The organism is Providencia sp. PROV210 (assembly GCF_028479445.1).
Taxonomy (GTDB): Bacteria; Pseudomonadota; Gammaproteobacteria; order Enterobacterales; family Enterobacteriaceae; genus Providencia; species Providencia rustigianii.
In genome coordinates this window covers 83142-102044 of the sequence record NZ_JAMPNQ010000012.1, presented here as the reverse complement: position 1 = coordinate 102044, position 18903 = coordinate 83142, and the positions used below count along the sequence as shown (strand labels likewise).

Annotated in this window: 15 protein-coding genes; 3 read left to right on the top strand and 12 right to left on the bottom strand. The window is 44.0% G+C overall.

Annotated elements, in window-relative coordinates; translation table 11 throughout:
• Positions 1 to 171: 171 nt before the first annotated feature.
• From PR761_RS09350 to PR761_RS09335, 4 genes are read right to left on the bottom strand one after another with little or no spacing between them, the layout of a single operon-like run.
• Entirely contained in the window at positions 172 to 1587 is a 1416-nt protein-coding gene (locus tag PR761_RS09350) for a DUF1116 domain-containing protein (RefSeq protein ID WP_006813884.1), read from the bottom strand.
• Positions 1587 to 3137 carry an acyl-CoA synthetase FdrA gene (fdrA, locus tag PR761_RS09345; protein WP_154610982.1) on the bottom strand — a complete coding sequence of 517 codons (1551 nt, stop codon included), beginning with the start codon at positions 3135 to 3137 and terminating at the stop codon, positions 1587 to 1589. The genes PR761_RS09350 and fdrA overlap by 1 nt, the downstream gene beginning before the upstream one ends.
• On the bottom strand, positions 3127 to 4050 hold the full coding sequence (locus PR761_RS09340; protein WP_126458117.1) for a DUF2877 domain-containing protein: 924 nt from the start codon (positions 4048 to 4050) through the stop codon (positions 3127 to 3129). The genes fdrA and PR761_RS09340 overlap by 11 nt, the downstream gene beginning before the upstream one ends.
• Positions 4051 to 4069: 19 nt before the next feature.
• Positions 4070 to 4675: an ankyrin repeat domain-containing protein gene (locus tag PR761_RS09335; RefSeq protein ID WP_006813881.1), complete on the bottom strand. Its 606-nt coding sequence runs from the start codon at positions 4673 to 4675 to the stop codon at positions 4070 to 4072.
• A 589-nt stretch (positions 4676 to 5264) separates the two neighbouring features.
• Here PR761_RS09335 and PR761_RS09330 point away from each other — a divergent pair.
• Positions 5265 to 6203, top strand: coding sequence for a LysR substrate-binding domain-containing protein (locus PR761_RS09330; RefSeq protein WP_154610983.1), 939 nt, complete (start codon positions 5265 to 5267; stop codon positions 6201 to 6203).
• A 7-nt stretch (positions 6204 to 6210) separates the two neighbouring features.
• Here PR761_RS09330 and PR761_RS09325 read toward each other — a convergent pair whose 3' ends face one another.
• Both PR761_RS09325 and PR761_RS09320 read right to left on the bottom strand, forming a co-directional pair.
• The gene (locus PR761_RS09325; protein WP_154610984.1) at positions 6211 to 7131 is read right to left on the bottom strand and encodes an alpha/beta hydrolase; all 921 of its coding nucleotides are present in this window, start codon (positions 7129 to 7131) and stop codon (positions 6211 to 6213) included.
• Positions 7132 to 7146: 15 nt separating this feature from the next.
• Complete coding sequence (locus tag PR761_RS09320; protein ID WP_181875026.1) at positions 7147 to 9192, bottom strand: TonB-dependent receptor domain-containing protein; 2046 nt, start codon at positions 9190 to 9192, stop codon at positions 7147 to 7149.
• Between the two features lie 585 nt (positions 9193 to 9777).
• On the opposite strand from PR761_RS09320, the gene emrA reads away from it, so the two are divergent.
• Positions 9778 to 10950, top strand: coding sequence for a multidrug efflux MFS transporter periplasmic adaptor subunit EmrA (gene emrA, locus PR761_RS09315; protein ID WP_006813876.1), 1173 nt, complete (start codon positions 9778 to 9780; stop codon positions 10948 to 10950).
• Between the two features lie 4 nt (positions 10951 to 10954).
• The gene (locus PR761_RS09310) at positions 10955 to 12484 is read left to right on the top strand and encodes a DHA2 family efflux MFS transporter permease subunit (RefSeq protein WP_006813875.1); all 1530 of its coding nucleotides are present in this window, start codon (positions 10955 to 10957) and stop codon (positions 12482 to 12484) included.
• 60 nt (positions 12485 to 12544) lie between these two features.
• Here the strand turns inward: PR761_RS09310 and paaY are convergent, their stop codons facing one another.
• The 6 genes from paaY to PR761_RS09280 form a co-directional block, all read right to left on the bottom strand.
• Positions 12545 to 13138 (bottom strand): phenylacetic acid degradation protein PaaY, encoded by a 594-nt coding sequence (gene paaY / locus PR761_RS09305; protein WP_126436218.1) that lies wholly within the window; start codon positions 13136 to 13138, stop codon positions 12545 to 12547.
• A gap of 30 nt (positions 13139 to 13168) precedes the next feature.
• A complete protein-coding gene (paaX, locus tag PR761_RS09300; protein WP_006813873.1) occupies positions 13169 to 14110 on the bottom strand; it encodes a phenylacetic acid degradation operon negative regulatory protein PaaX in 942 nt (313 codons plus the stop codon).
• Between the two features lie 153 nt (positions 14111 to 14263).
• Positions 14264 to 15577 carry a phenylacetate--CoA ligase PaaK gene (gene paaK, locus PR761_RS09295; protein WP_112835900.1) on the bottom strand — a complete coding sequence of 438 codons (1314 nt, stop codon included), beginning with the start codon at positions 15575 to 15577 and terminating at the stop codon, positions 14264 to 14266.
• A gap of 119 nt (positions 15578 to 15696) precedes the next feature.
• A complete protein-coding gene (pcaF, locus tag PR761_RS09290) occupies positions 15697 to 16899 on the bottom strand; it encodes a 3-oxoadipyl-CoA thiolase (protein WP_006813871.1) in 1203 nt (400 codons plus the stop codon).
• The gene (gene paaI, locus PR761_RS09285) at positions 16896 to 17336 is read right to left on the bottom strand and encodes a hydroxyphenylacetyl-CoA thioesterase PaaI (RefSeq protein WP_112835902.1); all 441 of its coding nucleotides are present in this window, start codon (positions 17334 to 17336) and stop codon (positions 16896 to 16898) included. Before paaI ends, pcaF begins: the two co-directional genes overlap by 4 nt.
• On the bottom strand, positions 17333 to 18901 hold the full coding sequence (locus PR761_RS09280; RefSeq protein ID WP_006813869.1) for a 3-hydroxyacyl-CoA dehydrogenase: 1569 nt from the start codon (positions 18899 to 18901) through the stop codon (positions 17333 to 17335). The genes paaI and PR761_RS09280 overlap by 4 nt, the downstream gene beginning before the upstream one ends.
• Positions 18902 to 18903: the final 2 nt, after the last annotated feature.

Here is an 18903-nt window from a genome sequence, read left to right as displayed (position 1 = left end):
TGGATTTCATTGACTTGCCGCCTAGCTGCAATTCAAATTATGTTGGGGTTAATTCCATCGATATTTTGAGCTACAGCGCTGTTTTCCATTAAGACTAATCAGGGTATACGTCACTTTATATTTATTTTTTTACCCGACCGAAGTCGGGCGTTATTTAGCTATTGCTGGTGGTTATGCATATTTTTGAGCATAAGAAAGCATGGCTTTTTCAAAACACTCAAAGGGTGGATGAACAATACCTGCACCAATCATGCCGATACCGGCATCTTTATGGGCAATGGCGGTATTGATGACAGGTAAAATGCCGCTTGCAGAAACTTTGGTAATATCAATGGCGGTTGGAATTCCCATGAAACCAAGTAGTGGGATCGTAATATTTGGGTTTTCACCAAGAGTAATCTCACGCATTTGACGAGAAAAATCTACAGCTTCGTCAACGGTACCACCGACAAGAGCAACAATTGCCGGTGCTGTTGCCATGGCAAAACCACCGATACCGTAGGTTTCTGTGATGGCAGAATCCCCAATATCTAAGCCGGAATCTTCAGGTTTATAACCCGCGAACATGGGACCGATAACCTGTTGAGAAGGTCCCGTAAACCAATGACCCGGTAACCCGCTAATGCGTAAACCAAATTCATAACCATTACGTGCCATGGTGGTGACGACGGTGCTGTATTCGATACCATGAGCAGCATCCATCGACGCTTTACACATCGCCATCCACGTAGGGCCTGAGAAATAATCGCTGCTGGCAACAAAATCAAACACTTCTTTTTGTTGAGCCACAGAGAAATTAGTCTGAATGATCCCTGTTGTTAGTGCCTGAATGAGCAATGTGGTTCCCGCATTATTACGGTTATGGCACTCATCCCCCATATGTAGGGCTTGTGCGAGCATTAAACGTAAATCAATTTCGCCAATAATGTTCATTGCGTCACGGAGCATTGGACCTAATACATCGCGCATCCAATTTAAACGGTCGATAACGCTTTGGTCGTTAGCGCCCATCCGTAAAATTTTCGCCATCTGCTCACTGAGGTTGGTGAAAGCGCGGTTACCATAGGTTTTGTTTTCAACGATGTGCATGAACATGGAGGCGGAAGTCACGCCAGCCATCGAACCGACACAATCATGCTCATGGCAAGGAGAGAAAATAATATCTCCAGATGCAGCAACACGTTCTGCATCGGCTAAATCTTTAGCTAACCCTTCAAAGACTAACGCACCCGTGACAGCGCCTTTCATTGCGCCACACATGTTTTCCCAAGCAACCGGAGGACCCGCATGCAGGATGGTATTTTTAGTCATACCCGGAACCACATTAATCGCTTGGTCATAACCGACTAATACAGGTTGGGATTGGATAATTCGCTCAAGAGCTTGCGCATTAGCCGCTTCAATTTTTTCCTGTAATGCCGCGTTATTTTCGATGCTATCTAGAGCGCGGATCACCGCAACGTTACCTTGACCAGGGGGAGTCCAGCTTAAATGGGTCACAGGAACATGTTGTTTTTTCAGGTCATCGCTAAACATTTCGATGCCAATGTTAATTACGTTTAATGGTTGCTTAAATAATGAAGTCATTATGCTTTTTCCCCTTTCCAAACAAACTCACGTCCTAATAAACCGGTATTGGTGCTGCTGCTTGCCCAAATGACATCTGCATCGGTGAGCATTTTGACTTGTGCATCCATTGACGGTGAATCTTGGTCAGTACCGAGAACGTAGCCTAAAATCACCAGTTCACGACCGTCTTTCTTCGCGATATTTTTGGCTTCTTTAATCGCATCAATCATTACGCCAACTGGGTCTTCATGGGAGCCGTAGCCAAGCACAAAGTCCATCATGATGATACCGACTTCAGGATCACGGGCTTCTTGCAGTAAACGCCCGATACGGTTTGTTGGGTCAATCATTGGGTGCGGTTTACCGTTGGTGAAGTCATCATCGCCAAAATCTAGGAAGGTATGGGCGATACTTTTATTGACATCTTTTAAGCGGAAATCAGGGTTTGGCTGAATATTGCTGTACACATCGTCATATTTTTCGAGTGCTGCGAACATCGCTTCATCACACAATGTGCCGCCACAGAACAGTCCGCGAATATATTTTTGCTCTGGTTTCAGTATGGCTCGGACTTCATCAATCAGCGGTAAATTCAGTGGATGCAGGTCTAGCGTCTCTTTTTTAATACCGGTTAACAGAACCGCTTTCAGTGCCGCTTCTTTGGTACCTTGAGCAAAGGTCAGTCCCGGTTCATCATCCGGTAATGGCTGGCTACCTAAGAAACAGACCACAACGGGCTTATGGCATTTTTTTGCTTGCTCGAGCACTTTTTTGGCGACGGAAGGGGCTGGTGGTTTCGAGATTAAGGCAATAACATGGGTTTCATCATCGGCATCCAGCATTTTTAGGGCATCAATCATCATGATCCCGCCAATTTTTTCGCTAAGATCACGTCCACCGGTACCGATTAGCTGGGAAACTCCTGCGCCAAATTCGTGAATACGCACGCTGAGTTCTTGGCTTCCCGTTCCTGATGCGCCGATGATCCCAATGTTGCCACGACGAACATCATTACCAAAACATAATGCCGTGCCATTAATGATGGCGGTGCCACAATCGGGTCCCATCATCAGTAAGCCTTTGCGGCTGGCTAATTGCTTAAGCGCTAATTCATCTTCAATGGAGACGTTGTCAGAAAATAGCATCACGTTTAGGTCATTTTCTAACGCAATACGAGCTTCACGAGCCGCAAACTGACCATTCACGGAAATGATGGCAAGATTGCTCTCTGGGATATGTGATTTAGCTGAATTGAGTGTGGCATATTTCGCTTCGTGGGTAGAGCCACCTTGGTTCTTCTTATTGAATAACTCTTCGATGGCGAGTAGTGAGGCTTCATTTGCTTCATCACTAGGGCCCTTAATCACGATCATTAAGTCGCCATTCTTCGCGTTTTCTAATTCTGGGGTCAATAAGCCAACATTGCTTAATACACCTTTATTCATCTCAGTTGCCATCGCAACGAATGCTTGCTCAACATTTTCAAGTTGATTGGCTTTCGTTGAAATTGACATCAGGGATACGGAATCAAAATAGGTATTCTTTTTTATGACAACTTTAGTCGACATCTGTTTCTCCAAAATAATGAGTGAGATACAAGGCATCACGAACGCCAAATAGCATGTCGCAACCTGAACTCGACCCGATATTTAAAATCGCTAAAAAATTCGCCTGCATATCGTCGTTATTCCCATCAACAATGGATTGAATAAGCCGATACATATTTTCTCGGTACTCATGGCATAGCGCCTTTTCTAAGGTGACCGCGCTAATCGGCGTGGTTTGTGCTTTTGCCGGTGTAATTCCTTGATAAAACTCGGAATAAATGTCGCTCAAAAAATGGTGCTTTAAGAGCAAAATAGACATTAATCCCACGAGATAATCATCGCCTGTCGGCGTCAATCCAATGCCTAACCCGACAAATTGCGAAATAACAGAAATAACGTCGGAACGTTTTTTTTGTTTTATTAATTCAATTAATTCAACGCGTAATTGAATTAATTTTCTCGCCATTGAAAAATAAAATACATTATCGCCTTGATAATTAAACAAGGTACCTGGATGGTTTTTTAAAATTAAATCTAAATCGTTTATTTGTTTTTTTAAAAATAAAAAGTATTTAATATCCTTTTGGTTATTAGGATTATATTCAATAGGTGGTGGTTGCCATTTTTTACATAATTCAAAACTTAGTGAGTATTTTTCACCTATAGTCATATACTGACTATTGATGGTGATAAGGTCTCCATCATGGATATCAAATAGAGAAAAGTCTTTAATTAATAATCGACAGCTGTTTGGTGCGTTATCTAATTGTGAGCAAAGTAACGTGAATAAAGAATTATTAATGGAAAAATTAATCGCTTTATTAAATACCTGCTCAATATGTCCTGTTTCTAACGGCTGATTTAACAGGTGATAAAAATGGGGGTCAGCCGTTAGTCCATATAATATCTGTCGATGGGGCGCGATATTATTCACATGCTTCCTCGATTAGGGATTAAGCACCTGCCGCGACCAGCAATTTTTCAATTTCGTGATAACCTTTTTCACGGGCTAACTCTAATGGTGTTTTACCATATTTATCAGTCATATGTGGATTGGCACCATGTTCTAAGAGTAATTTCACGATTTGCTGTTGCTTCTCTTTTCCATCATTTAATACGATGGCTTCTAATAACGGTGTCCAGCCAACAAAGTTAGTGTGATTGACATTGATGTCTGTTTTTTCCAGTAATTCCTGAACAATTTCCACATGGCCTTTTTCACTGGCTGGGGTAATACCCACACCACCGAAACGTGTTAATAAATCAAGATTAGGATTGGCGGGTAATACAAGACGTAATAAAGTTAAATCGTTGGTTAGGCAACTTAACAAAAATGGATTAAAACAGGTTTGGTCTTGTTTATTGATATCCACACCAATACTGATTAAATAAGTGATGCAATCATAATGCTTATTTAAACTCGCATTCACAATTGCTGTACGACCTTGTCGGTTCGTCGCGTTAATATCCACACCTTTCTCGACACAATTTTTTAATGTCGCTAATTGACCTTGTTCTGCTGCGTTAAGAAATTCTTGAACTAGTGCGTTGGCTGTCATAACGCTCTCCTGTATTAGGGCTTTAATTTTTATTTATCGATTTTAAATCGATGAATATTTGATAAACAGAGCATACCAATAGGGGCTAATAAATAGAATCCATTTAAATATCATTCATCAATAGGAGGGCTGATTGTTGAATTGAATTTAATAATGCGTGCTTTTTGTGCGTGAAAGCATCATTTTAATCGTTTAAATGCCGGTTTTTGGGCTTTTTCCCGGCTTTTTTTGGGTGAAAATTGACGTGTTATGGTGAGTCCAAAATGATTTGATCAGTTCTGTGATACACATCAAATTAGAAGTTTAATAAATGTTATTATTGTAATGATTTTGTAGGTAACGACAAAGTTATGCAAAGTGATTTTAATGTTTTTAATTCAATAATATGAGTTGGTTATATTTGTTTTTCCGTTTTTGACTGAATGTCATTTTAGCTAAGTCTAAACATTAAAAATTAAACATTCCATCAAAGTAAATATTTCTGTTACTCTATAAAAAATGGTGAATAAATAATCGATTTTTCAGGCTATTGAATAGTATTCACATAAAATGCATTTTTGAACGTTTTTTATTCAATACAGGAAACGCGATGAACTCAATTTTTATCGAAGAAAACTTACTGACATTCACCACCGCAGCAAAGTATGGCAGCTTTAGTAAAGCGGCGGAAGAATTGGGGATTACCACCTCGGCAGTGAGCTATACCATCAAGCGCATTGAAACCTATTTGGATGTTGCGCTGTTTATTCGTGATACTCGCAATATTGAGTTAACGGAGGCTGGGTTCTATTTTTACCGCAAAGCCACTGATTTATTAAATGATTTTCATTCGATTAAAAAGAGTATTTACTCCATTGAACAAGGGATTGAAGCGCGCGTCCGAATTTGTATTAATCAGCTTCTCTACACGCCCTATCACACTGCCAGACTGTTACAGATATTAAAAAAACAATTTCCCACTTGCCAGATTACAGTGACAACTGAAGTTTATAATGGGGTCTGGGATGCGATTATTAATAATATCGCCGACATTGCGATTGGCGCTCCCGGTACGTTGATGGATGGTGGCGGGATTGATTATATGGAAATTGGTGCGATTCATTGGCAATTTGCAATTGCCTCTACTCATCCACTGGCATTAATGCCTGAACCCATAGCTGAAAGCCAGCTACGGCTGTATCCCAATATTATGGTGGAAGATACGGCGTATACGATTAATAAGCGGGTTGGCTGGCTATTGCATGGGCAGGAAGCGATACAAGTACCCGATTTTAATACCAAGTGCCAATGCCAAATCTTAGGGGAAGGGATCGGATTTTTGCCCGATTATATGGTCAAAGAGCATGTTAAAAATGGGCTATTAATTCCGAAACAAATACAAAATCCACGGCAGGATTCACATATGTTGCTAGCGACTCAGCACTCTGCAACGGGGTTAGTGACTCAGTGGATCCGTAAAGAATTTACCAACAATGGGATTTTAGCGAATCTGTATAACGATATGCTAAAACCCATTAGTCCACAATAACCCGGATTTAAGGCTGAGATACGGTAATTTCCAGCGCTTGGTTTATCGCATCAGGGATCACGCCGCCATGGGTTTTTCCCTCAAAAAGAGTAAAAGAACATGCTCGCTGGTGAGCCTGAATTTCTTCACAGATTTTGCGCGATGTAATCCAACTTTTTCGAGTTTGGTAATTCTGTTTTTGTTCATCTGTTAGTCGGGTTAAATCGGGTTTTTCTTCTAATCCACCCAGCGCAATGTGGATGGGGGAAGCATTCGCTATGTTAGCCAGTTTCGCTAAATCCACCATTTTTCCTTCACCCCACCATAATGACGGGCTAGCGGACACAAAATGCTGGAAAGCAGTGGGATGGTTTTGGTATGCCATTAAGGTAAATAAGCCACCGAAAGAGTGCCCAAATAACGTTTGGCGTTGGGTATCAATGGGAAATTGTTGCTCTGCCCATGGTCGAACCGTATCCGTTAAAAATTGATAAAGGGCATCGGAGCCCCCCCCTTGTTTGAATGCCTCACCGGATACTTTCGGGGTGTAATCGTAGGTACGCTCTTTTTTAGGGAAAGCTTCATGGTTGGGATACCCCATGCCAATAATGATTGGCAGGGTTTCTGGGGTAAATTTGTTCGCAGCTTGATTGACGGCGTGGGGGTATAGCCCATTGCCATCTAACATAAATAATACTGGACGCTTACCCGTTATGTTCAGGGGGACGGCGCTATAAATACGAAATACTCGCTCACCATTGCGCAGGTCGTGGTGCTGAAGGTCATAAACCTGCTTTGCACTTTCATCAATGCTAGGAATATTCGGGTTAGGACGAGCCCAAGGACTGGTTGCGATACACATCAATAGGCTCGCCATAAACAGTTTTTTCATCATCGAAATTGCCATCGAACAAGAAGAAGTCGGCGGGTAATTGGCTGCTAGCGTCATACCCGCACTCAGGGATTAGAATGTTACGTTGACATTCGCCCAGTAGCGACGTCCATCTTCAACATCCCAGTTACCGCCATTATCCGCATCGATTTTTGGACCTTTCTCGTTGCCAAGATTTAATACCGCAAGGTTCAATTTGGTATTTTTGAACAACTGATAGGTTGCCCCCACATCCATGGTGGTATAGGCATCACGATAACGAGGAACGGATGAACCATTACGTTGTGCAGCCCAAATTTGCTCGCCTTCATAGTGAACTCGGGTATAGAGATTCAGCTCTGGATTGTATTGCCAATCCAATTTAGCATTGGCTAAATGTTTTGGCGTTTTGTCCAGTGGGTAGCCTTTGAGGGATTCGCCGCTGGTCAGCTTCTCATCATTACTTTTACGTTCTGAATCGGTATAGGTGTAGTTGAGGCTCAGGTTCCAATCTTCAGCGAATGGAATACCCGCAGCCACTTCAATCCCTTTGATATTGGCTTCACCCACGTTGTCATAGGTGTACAGATTCAAATTAGTGATTGGGTCTTTTTCACCAGTGTAATAGCTAGTGAGTTTATTTTTAAAGTCTGTATTGAAGAACATTAAGCTCGCATTAAAGCCAGACTCATGGTCATAAGCAATACCGATTTCTTGGTTAAAGCTTTTCTCTGGTTTTAGGTTGTCATTACCGTAGATAATGCCCAGCCCTTTCTCTGTTGATGTCCCATAAGTTGGGCTGATTTCACGCAAGGTTGGTGCACGGAAAGCCTGTGATACCCCACCTTTAAGGGTGATTTCATCGGTTAAATGGTAAATCGCATAGCCGCGAGGGTTCCAGTGATTACCATAAAACTCATGGTGATCTAAACGTAGCCCACCGGTTAAGATCAGATTCTCGGTAGCGGTAAACTCATCTTCTAAGAACAGGGCATACTGATCTGCGGTGAGAGAAACATTTTCAGTGGTTTTCGCTCCGGTTGCAGAAGTATCTTTCAATTTTGCATGTTGGTATTGGCTGCCCACCGTCAAAATATTATCCGGTAAGAACGCCACCACTTTACCATCAACAACAGTATTGGTGATTTCAGGAACACGGGCTTCGTATGCAAAATTATACAGCCCAGTTTTCGTATCTTTGGTTTCAGACTTAGTTTTACGCTTTGTTTGTTCTTGATAAACGCTCACTTCCGTTTGGATGATATCCCAGTCACCTTTGTAGGTTAACGCCATATGGTTACGGTCGTTGTGGATCTCTGATTTGGTATTATCGCGACGCTTACCATTGAACATGGAGTATTCAGCTAAAGATTTTCCGGGTTCCGAGTAACGTTCTTGGGTGGTTCTTCCCGCTTCAAATAAGAAAGTTTGATTTTCCATCGGGGTGAAAGTCAGTTTGGCCGTTAAGCTTTTATTGTCTTTCTTATTGTGTCCATCAGGAATTTTATCTTCCTTACGATAATCACCGCCGCCATACAGTTGCAGGCCTAATTTATCTTGGATTAATGGCCCTGACAGGTAGAAGTTACCATCCATGGAATCGCCGCTTTCGCTATTTTCTTGGATGATGGCTCCAGTTGTGACGCTACCATGCCACTCATTGGTCACTTTTTTCGTGATGATATTGATAACACCGCCCATGGCATCTGAACCATACAGCGATGACATTGGTCCACGGATGACTTCAATACGCTCAATCGCTTCAACGGGCGGCATAAAGCCCGCTTCGAATCCACCGCTACCATTTGGACGGGATTCACGGCTATTTTGGCGACGACCATCCACCAGAATTAGAGTGTATTCGCCAGATAATCCACGAATATTAATATCTTGTTTGTTTGCACTACCAACGACGCTCACACCTTCAACATCTTTAACGGCATCAGCTAAGTCACGTACCGGTTTATTTTGTAATTGTTCTGCGGTGATAACGGTAATACTGGCTGGTGCATCACGTAACTGCTGTGAGTATCCGGATGCGGTGACAATCATTTTGTCGGATTCTTCTTGTGCTGTGGCGCCAAACGAGGCAATAGCTGCGCAAACACCCGCAGCAAGTAGTGAATATTGAGAACGCATTTTCATATTTATCCCTAGTAAATCTAAATGATAATAATAATCATAAGTCTTGCGAATATTACCATTGAAACACATCTGAAATAAATAATTAGCTAGCTATTTTTTAGGCGAAGTTTGATCTCGGTTAACTTTTTTTTGCAGAAAATCATCGGAAAAATAGGGGGATTGTTAGTACCAATAAGAGGCTATCAAGGCATTCTAGATAGAATTCATTATTGGCGAGTAAAATTATTTTGATTATCTTATTTCGATATATTCAAATTAGAGTCAGGCAATAGAATAATTTAATAAACTCATCATTTTTAGAATAAATTAAATGCGGAATTGGATTTCTTATTTGTGAATTATTTCTACTGATGAATATTAATATCCTATTTAGATTGTTTTTTTTCGTGGATATTAGGCTATTTAGTCATTTATTATTTTATATCTAATTGAATAAACTATGATTCTCGTCAATTTTAAAATATAAATTTTAACGCGATAATCAATTGAATTTAAAAATAATTGGCTATTGCATTATTACAGTGAGTTCGTAAATATAGTGGATAGAAATATTACTGAATCTTTTGCCTGAGAATTATTATGGAACAATCAACAAATTCAACTGAAACACCGCAAGAAACGAAAATGAAAAATAAAAGAACGTTATGGATGGTGATTGCCACCATTATTATTGTTCTATTATTTGTCGCTTATGGTGTGTATTGGTTTTTAGTCTTACGTTTCCAAGAATATACCGATGACGCCTATGTCTCTGGTTTGCAAATTCCGATTGTTGCGCAAACAACAGGGAATGTGACTCAGGTTAATTTCGAAAATACAGATTTGGTGAAAGCCGGCGATGTATTGGTCGTGTTGGATCAAACCAATGCCAAGCTTTCCTACGAACAAGCTAAACATGATTTAGCCACCACAGTGCGCAAAACCAAAGAGCTGTACATTAATGGGGATCAGTATCAGGCGCAAATCCAACAAAACCGTGTCTCCCTTGCGCAAGCCCAAAAAGATTACCAGCGGCGCATTGCATTAGGCCGCAGCGGAACAATTTCAAAAGAAGATTTACAGCACTCCCAAGAAGCGGTGCAACTTGCCCAAGCCGCGTTGGATATCTCTATTCAACAATATAATGCGAATCGTGCATTATTGCGCAATACCGCTTTGAAAAATCAGCCAGCGATTCAACAAGCGGCAGATAGCGTGCGCAGCGCCTGGATCAATTTACAGCGCACTGAAATTAAAAGCCCAATGACGGGCTATGTCTCTCGTCGTAACGTTCAAGTGGGTTCGCAAGTGAGTTCACAAAGTTCTCTGATGGCGATTGTCCCTGTACAGCCAGTTTGGGTCGATGCTAACTATAAAGAAACGCAATTAGAGAGCGTGCGTATCGGTCAGCCAGTGACCATTAGCAGTGACTTTTATGGTAGCGATATTGTGTACAAGGGAACAGTCGTTGGATTAGACATGGGAACCGGCAGCGCGTTCTCGTTGCTACCTGCACAAAATGCCACGGGTAACTGGATTAAAGTAGTACAACGTTTACCAGTACGTGTGGAATTAGACCCAGAACAAGTGGCTAAGCACCCGTTACGTATTGGTTTATCGATGAATGTCACCATTGATATTAAAGATCAAAATGGGCCCGTGTTATCGGAGGTTCAGCGCACAGTACCGGCCTTTGAGAGTGATGTCTTGGTCTTGAAGCTGAACGAGGTTGATCAGGTGATCGATACCATCATTAGCAATAACGCGGATTAGCCCCATGGCAGAGATTAAACCGCTCAAAGGGGCTAAATTAGTGTGGGCAACCATCGCGTTGTCCCTCGCCACATTTATGCAGGTACTCGATTCAACGATTGCCAACGTGGCTATCCCGACAATTGCGGGTAACTTAGGTGTTTCGGTATCCCAAGGAACGTGGGTTATCACCTCGTTTGGGGTATCGAATGCCATTTCTATTGCGATTTCGGGCTTTCTTGCGAAACGCTTTGGGGAGATAAGGGTCTTCCTGTGGGCTACTGCGCTATTTACGCTATTTTCATTACTGTGTGGTTTTTCCGACAGCCTCGGCATGCTGATTTTATGTCGCGTGTTGCAAGGTGCGGTTGCAGGTCCAGTTATTCCGCTCTCACAGAGCCTGATCATGCGCTGTTATCCACCTAAAATGCAGAACATGGCGTTGGCATTTTGGTCGATGACCATTATTTTAGCCCCTGTTTTTGGTCCTATTTTCGGCGGTTATATCAGCGATAATTTCCATTGGAGCTGGATCTTCTTTATGAATATCCCTCTGGGGATCTTCGTGATCATTGTGGGTTCGATCATTCTTAAAGGCATGGAGTCGACCGTTGTTAAGGTGCCATTTAACGTGATCGGTTTAGCGCTATTATCCGTGGGTGTGGGTTGCTTACAAGTATTGCTGGATAAAGGAAAAGAGCTCGGTTGGTTGGCATCTAATGAGATTGTCATCCTTGCGGTGGTCTCTGCGATTGCGCTGGTCTTTATGGTTATTTGGGAACTCACCTCTAAAAATCCGATTGTGGAGCTATCGCTGTTTAAGTCACGGAATTTTACTATCGGAACCATTTCCGTCAGCTTGGCCTATATGGCGTATTTTGGTGCGATAGTTTTGTTGCCTCAGCTATTGCAGGAGGTATATGGCTATACCGCGACATGGGCAGGATTGGCATTAGCGCCAATCGGATTGCTACCCGTGTTGTTCTCGGCACCGGTGGCGAAACTGTCTGACTTCTTAGATATCCGCTGGATAGTCACCTTCAGTTTCGTATTCTATGCCATCTGTTTCTTCTGGCGCGCTTATACCTTCGAACCTTCAATGGGCTTTTCAGCCGTGGTGTGGCCGCAATTGGTGCAGGGGATGGCGGTGGCGTGTTTCTTTATGCCGCTCACAACGCTCACTTTATCGGGGCTCCCTCCCGAAAAACTGGCTTCTGCATCCAGCTTAGCTAACTTTTTCCGGACATTGGCGGGTTCAATTGGCACGTCAATCACCACCACGATGTGGAGCGATCGGGAAGCTGTCCATCATAGTCAGCTCACTGAGTTTATTACTGATTACAATCCGGAATCTCTGGACATGTACCAAGGAATGGCCGCCCACGGGATGACCACGGAACAAACATCCGGTTTCATTGCTCAGCAAATTACCAGCCAAGGGTTGATTATTGCGGCAAACGAAATCTTCTGGTTATGCGGTTGGGTGTTTATTGCGCTGATTGTGACGGTATGGTTTGCGAAACCACCTTTTGGCAGTAAGGCGAACAAGCACTAAGATAAATAGGCGCGTGAGAAGTTAGCACGCGCTTACTTTTTTATGGATTATGAGGGAAATTTATAATCTGGATTTTGGGATCACATCATCGAAGATCAGTTTTTTACGATCCGCTTCCTCTTCTGCCAACGGGGTCACTTCTTGAAAACTATTGAGGCAGCGAGTTACCAGCGTTTGGTAGTCTTCAGTTCCTTTACTTTTCCACGCAATTTCTTGTTCCGATAGGCTGCGCAACACTTTGGCTGGTGTGCCGACAATCAAACTGTTATCGGGGAAAATAGCATCGGCTTTCACAAAGGCACAGGCACCAACAATCGAATTTTCGCCAATCACCGCGCCATCCATCACCACGCTATTCATGCCCACTAACGCATTGCGCTTAATATGGCAGCCGTGCAAAATCGCGCCATGACCAATATGCCCATTTTCTTCAATTACCGTGTCAAATTGCGGAAAACCGTGCATCACACAGTTATCTTGCACATTGGCGCCATCTTTAATAATTAAGCGTCCAAAATCCCCGCGTAGGCTGGCATTAGGACCGATGTAGACATTCTTGCCAATAATGACGTCGCCAATGATAACGGCGGTAGGGTGTACAAAGCTTTCAGGGCTAACAACAGGGGTGATCCCATCAATCTGATAAAACGGCATACAGACTCCTTTAATGCCAACAGGCAAAGATTATGCGGCAGAAAGCTCTTTCAAAACCCCGCCAAAACGTCGGTAATAAGCGCTCGAGGGTTGAGGAAGTTCGCCAAAAGTGGTCTCACATATTTGTGTGACGTACTGCGTAGCACCTTGGTCGATACGTTGATAAATATTGGTACACAGGTGACGAGCGATATGCCCCTCCCATTGGGTGGGTAACAACTCATCCGGCAGTAATGGGTCTTTTAACACGACGCGGCGATAAAAATGGATCAACAATAGACGCAACTGGAAGCACAGCTCTGGCGAAATGACTTGCTCGGAATACTCTTTTAGTAACAAGGCCACGGGACGGAATAAGGTAATAAACTGATGGTAATGCTCGGAAATATCGGGCAGTGACCATGCATCAAAGACGAGGGATTTTAGATTTTTTTCGGAACGGTTAAAGGGATAATCTGCATGGAAATAGACAACATTTTCTGCGGCATTTAATTCACTCAAAAGTGCAGGAATATCGCTTTGATTACTGTTAGGCGCTGCCATTAATGAGGTATTAAATTGCCCAAATCCCAGCCAACTTAACTCTTTTTTGAGGCGGATTTTTTCGTCTTTATCGGCACTTTCCAATAACAGTAAATCCCATTTTCCATTCCATTCAGATTGCTCGCTTAAATAAATTTTGCTTTCAGCGCGGCGAAAACGGCTCTGTCCTCGTTCAGAAATTCGGTAATAGCTGCGACGCCCAATTTTTTCGACATCTAACCAGCCCTCTTTTTGTAGACGGAAAACGGAGGTGCGCACAAAACGGTCTGAAAAGCCCATTGGCTCAAGTAATTTAGTGAGGCTGCCTAACCAGACTTCTCCGCCACGATGATGCAGGGCATCGCCATATAAGGAGCTAATCAATGAGGTGCCACTGATCGGCTGGCTCTCAATGGCGTGCTGAATAAACTGATTGAGCTTGGTTTCCATTATTCGCTTATCCCTAAAATTAATGTATCAGATGCCCACAAATCTTAGACAAAAATTAGACGATTGTCTTGTACTTGCTAAATAGCGTATGGTGCACTGAGTGGAAACCGGATTTAAGACAGGCTGTTGCCAGCCATATCTTAATCTTTTGATTTAAATTGCAATTCGCGTATCAATTACGCGTTGAGCTTTCCCTTGGGAGCGAGGAATATCACCGCAGTTCACAATACTGACGCGGGTACTGATCCCGACCATGGATTTGATACGGTGTTTGAGGTTATGGCAGATATTACAGCGTTCATCGAACGTCAATTGTTCCGGATGCTTCAATTCCACACGTACCGACAAGTTATCCATATTCCCTTGGCGACCAATTTCCAACTGGTAGTGGGGAGATAACTCTTTGAATTGCATGATTTGCTCTTCAATTTGAGAGGGAAATACGTTGACCCCACGGATAATCATCATATCGTCAGAGCGACCGGTGATTTTCCCGATACTGCGCATATGACGATGACTGCCTAAATTCAGGTGCGTTAAATCGCGAGTTCGGTAGCGAATAACGGGCATAGCCTCCTTTGTGAGAGTAGTGAACACTAACTCACCATGTTCACCATCCCCCAAGGTTTTCAGGCTATTGGGGCAGATAATTTCGGGATAAAAATGGTCTTCCCAGATAGTGGGGCCTGAGCACCCTGAATCCGCACATTCCATGGCAACGCCGGGCCCCATGACCTCCGAAAGCCCATAAATATCCAATGCTTTGATACCTAAGCGAGTTTCAATTTCTGTTCTCAGGGATTCAGTCCAAGGCTCAGCCCCAAACACGCCTAATCTCAGTGAGCACTTACTAGCGTCTCCGCCCATGATTTTCTCGAGCTCATCGATAATTGTTAAACAATATGAGGGGGTGACCATGATGATATCAGGCTTAAAGTCAGCAATCAGTTGCGCTTGTTTTTCGGTTTGCCCACCGGACATGGGGATCACTGCTGCGCCAAGACGCTCCGCACCATAATGGGCGCCAAGTCCGCCTGTAAACAGCCCGTAACCGTAGGCGACATGGATTTTATCTCCTCGAGTTGCTCCCGCTGAACGTAGGCTACGAGCGATTAAATCTGCCCAATTATCAATGTCTTGTTGGGTATAGCCAACAACAGTTGGGCGACCTGTTGTTCCCGATGAGGCATGGATGCGAATAATTTTATCCATCGGCACGGCAAAGGTGTCGAACGGGTAGTTTTCACGCAAATCTTGTTTGGTGGTATAGGGAAATTTTTCAATATCACTCAGTTGCTGAAAATCGTCAGGATGAACCCCAGCATCGTCGAATTTCTTGCGATACATCGGCACATTTTCATAGGCGTGAGTAAGTGTCCACTTCATTCTAGCGAGTTGCAGCGCCTCGATTTCATCGCGAGAAGCAAACTCGATTGCGTCGATATTGTCTTGTTGTGTCATGCTCATAATTGCCAGTCCTCGTTATTATAGTTACCAGCACATTTAGGGAATGAAGCGATTAAATGCGTTGATATTTGCCTGTACAGGTGTCGAGCTATCAGGCTTTTTTATATTGGTTAAGATGTTCAGACTCGTTCAATAATCATTGCAATGCCTTGACCCACACCGATGCACATGGTGCATAAACCGTAGCGACCTTGTTTGCGGTGTAGCTCATTGACGGCGGAGATCACTAAGCGTGACCCACTCATTCCCAGAGGATGACCCAAGGCGATTGCGCCACCATTGGGGTTAACCTGTGGTGCGTCATCAGGAAGACCTAACCCACGTAATACCGCGAGTGCTTGAGCGGCAAAGGCTTCATTTAACTCAATCACATCCATTTGTTCGATGGTTAACCCTGCGATTTTTAATACTTTTTGAGTGGCAGGTAGTGGACCAATTCCCATCAAACGTGGCTCGACGCCACAAGTTGCCGTCGCGATGACCCGAGCACGTGGCGTTAGCCCTTGCTGCTTGGCGATGGCTTTTGATGCGATAATTAATGCGGCAGCACCATCATTGACCCCTGAAGCATTGCCGGCAGTCACGGAACCATTATCACGAAAAGGCGTTTTCAGTTTTTGTAGCTGTTCTTGGGTAGTTTCTGGGCGTGGGTGCTCATCTTCACTAATCTGTTGCTCACTTTTGCGCAATTTCACCGTAACGGGAACAATCTCTTCCGCAAAAATCCCTTTTACCCGCGCAGCCTCAGTACGCTGCTGGCTCCGCAATGCAAAAGCATCTTGGTCTTCACGGCTAATATTGTAGGTTTGCGCAACATTTTCCGCCGTTTCCGGCATGGAGTCGGTGGAAAATTGTTTCTTCATTTCGGGATTAATAAACCGCCAGCCAATGGTGGTATCGAAAATTTCTGCCTGACGGGAAAATGCTGAATCTTGTTTTCCCATCACAAACGGCGCGCGGCTCATGGACTCCACGCCTCCCGCCACCATTAACCCAGACTCTCCCGCTTTGATACTTCTGGCAGCAAGTGCAATAGCATCTAAGCCTGAGCCACACAGACGGTTGATGGTGGTACCTGATACAGAGATGGGTAAGCCAGATAGTAGCCCCGCCATGCGTGCCACATTACGGTTATCTTCCCCTGCTTGGTTGGCACAGCCGAGAATAATGTCATCGGTCAGGCTCCAATCCAGTTGTGGGTTTCGTGCCATTAAGGCTTTTAAGGTGATCGCCGACAGGTCATCGGGGCGAAGGGAGGATAATGCACCGCCATAGCGACCAATTGGGGTACGAATACCATCGCAGATATAAGCGTCATTCATGATTGTTCTCCAACTAAACGATGACCTAAACGGTGTGAACGCCCTTGAAATAACGCCAACGGCTTGCCATCTTGATTGACAATTTCCACGGCATATAATCCGTTGCGCTTACCTTGGTGCTGCATTTTTGCGGTTGCGGTGAGGGTATCCCCTTCAAAACCTGGACGCAGAAAATCAATGGAACACATGGAAGCTACCGCCGCATAACCTTGGCTATTACAGGCGTAAGCAAAGGCGGTATCTGCCAAACTAAACAGTTGCCCGCCATGGCAGGTTTTATGACCGTTGAGCATATTGGCGGTCACGGTCATGGTGAGTTGCGCATATCCCTCAGCAACCTCGTCAATGTGCATGCCCATGGCTTTTGCACAGGTATCATCGCGATACATGGCATGTGCCGCTTGTTGGGCGAGGGTAATAGTCGGCAGTGAATTCATGGCAACTCCTTGAATGATAAAGTGGCATAGCCCGCAGCGAGCTTTCGTAATAGCGGATTTGGGCGATAGCGAGCATCCCCATAAAACTCGCTGAGTTGTTGAAGTACCTGCAAAATAGACTCCCAACCCACTTGGGCTCCCCATGCCAAAGGTCCTTTAGGGTAATTCACGCCAAAACGCATGGCATTGTCCGTATCCTCGGCGGTTGCAATGCCTTTATTCACCACGTCCAACGCTTCGTTACACAGCATGGCAACCGTGCGCATGGTCAGTAATGCCGGATAATCTGGCAATACAATCACTTGCTTCCCAATAGATTGGAAAAACGCGATAGCATCTTGGTTCTGTTGGTGGCTATTTTGGGTAGCGCAACTGAGGGTGATAGTCGTTGCCGCAACATAATCCGCCGATAGGTCAAATTGCACGACGGGCTTACCTAAAATTTGCGCATGTTTAGAAGTTAGTTCACCATTTGTTAACATAATAACAACCCCGTTAACAATCAGTGAGGGTGATTGGAACGTATTTTGTTTTGGTTCTTCGAGTGTGATCCCGTTTTGCTGCAAAATGCGTTTAAATTCTGGAAATATTTGCCAATTTCCAGAGGCAATAATATTCAGTGGGTGGGTTAATGTAATGGGTGGCTCAGCATTGGGTTTTGATTGGGATTTATTGTGATCGTAATGATTATCCGGTTGATACCGATAAAATCCACGCCCCGATTTACGCCCTAAATGCCCCGCTTGCACCAATTCTAATTGCACCAATGAGGTTTGAAAGCGTGGGTCATAGCCAAAAGCGTGAAAGACGGATTGGGTTACTGAGTAATTAATGTCATGACCAATTAAATCCGTGAGCTGCAACGGTCCCATGGAAAAGCCCCCCGCATCACGGATGGCACTGTCCAGCGTCGCGGGATTGGCAATTTTTTCTTCTAATGCGCGTAAGGTTTCCGCGTAGAAAGGGCGCGCCACGCGGTTAACAATAAATCCGGGTGTCGAACGGCAAATCACGGGCACCTTGTTAAAAGATAGGGCGAGTGCTTTTAGGGTATCGATAACCACGTCAGCCGTTTCTAAACCACGGATCACCTCCACCAGTTTCATTACCGGAGCCGGATTAAAAAAGTGTAATCCGGCCATGCGCTCTGGATGAATTAATTGGTTAGCAATCGCGGTAATCGATAATGAGGAGGTATTACTAGCAAAAATCGTATTTTCACGACAAATGGCCTCAAGTTCACCGAAAATAGCTTGTTTAATTTCCAGTTTCTCAGCGACCGCTTCGATAACCAAATCAGCGGCTGACAATTCAGATAAGTGATGGGCAACCTGAATACGGGCAAGGGTCGCTTCTGTTGTATGGGATTCCGCTTTTCCTTGGCTGACGCGTTTGCGTAAACGTGCAGAGAGCGCCGCTAAAGATTGCTGCAACACGTGCGAATTTACATCAAAAATTTGTACTTGCAGACCTGCGCTGGCAGCCACTTGCGCAATGCCTATGCCCATGGTACCTGCGCCAATCACAGCGACATTTTGTATCGATGTGCTGAGTGAAGTTTTCATGG

Bases quoted from the DNA above. Each gene is read 5' to 3' on its own strand.
- PR761_RS09350 (WP_006813884.1), bottom strand. From the start codon at position 1,587: ATGACTTCATTATTTAAGCAACCATTAAACGTAATTAACATTGGCATC.
- fdrA (WP_154610982.1), bottom strand. From the start codon at position 3,137: ATGTCGACTAAAGTTGTCATAAAAAAGAATACCTATTTTGATTCCGTA.
- PR761_RS09335 (WP_006813881.1), bottom strand. From the start codon at position 4,675: ATGACAGCCAACGCACTAGTTCAAGAATTTCTTAACGCAGCAGAACAA.
- PR761_RS09330 (WP_154610983.1), top strand. From the start codon at position 5,265: ATGAACTCAATTTTTATCGAAGAAAACTTACTGACATTCACCACCGCA.
- PR761_RS09325 (WP_154610984.1), bottom strand. From the start codon at position 7,131: ATGACGCTAGCAGCCAATTACCCGCCGACTTCTTCTTGTTCGATGGCA.
- PR761_RS09320 (WP_181875026.1), bottom strand. From the start codon at position 9,192: ATGCGTTCTCAATATTCACTACTTGCTGCGGGTGTTTGCGCAGCTATT.
- emrA (WP_006813876.1), top strand. From the start codon at position 9,778: ATGGAACAATCAACAAATTCAACTGAAACACCGCAAGAAACGAAAATG.
- PR761_RS09310 (WP_006813875.1), top strand. From the start codon at position 10,955: ATGGCAGAGATTAAACCGCTCAAAGGGGCTAAATTAGTGTGGGCAACC.
- paaY (WP_126436218.1), bottom strand. From the start codon at position 13,138: ATGCCGTTTTATCAGATTGATGGGATCACCCCTGTTGTTAGCCCTGAA.
- paaX (WP_006813873.1), bottom strand. From the start codon at position 14,110: ATGGAAACCAAGCTCAATCAGTTTATTCAGCACGCCATTGAGAGCCAG.
- paaK (WP_112835900.1), bottom strand. From the start codon at position 15,577: ATGAGCATGACACAACAAGACAATATCGACGCAATCGAGTTTGCTTCT.
- pcaF (WP_006813871.1), bottom strand. From the start codon at position 16,899: ATGAATGACGCTTATATCTGCGATGGTATTCGTACCCCAATTGGTCGC.
- paaI (WP_112835902.1), bottom strand. From the start codon at position 17,336: ATGAATTCACTGCCGACTATTACCCTCGCCCAACAAGCGGCACATGCC.
- PR761_RS09280 (WP_006813869.1), bottom strand. From the start codon at position 18,901: ATGAAAACTTCACTCAGCACATCGATACAAAATGTCGCTGTGATTGGC.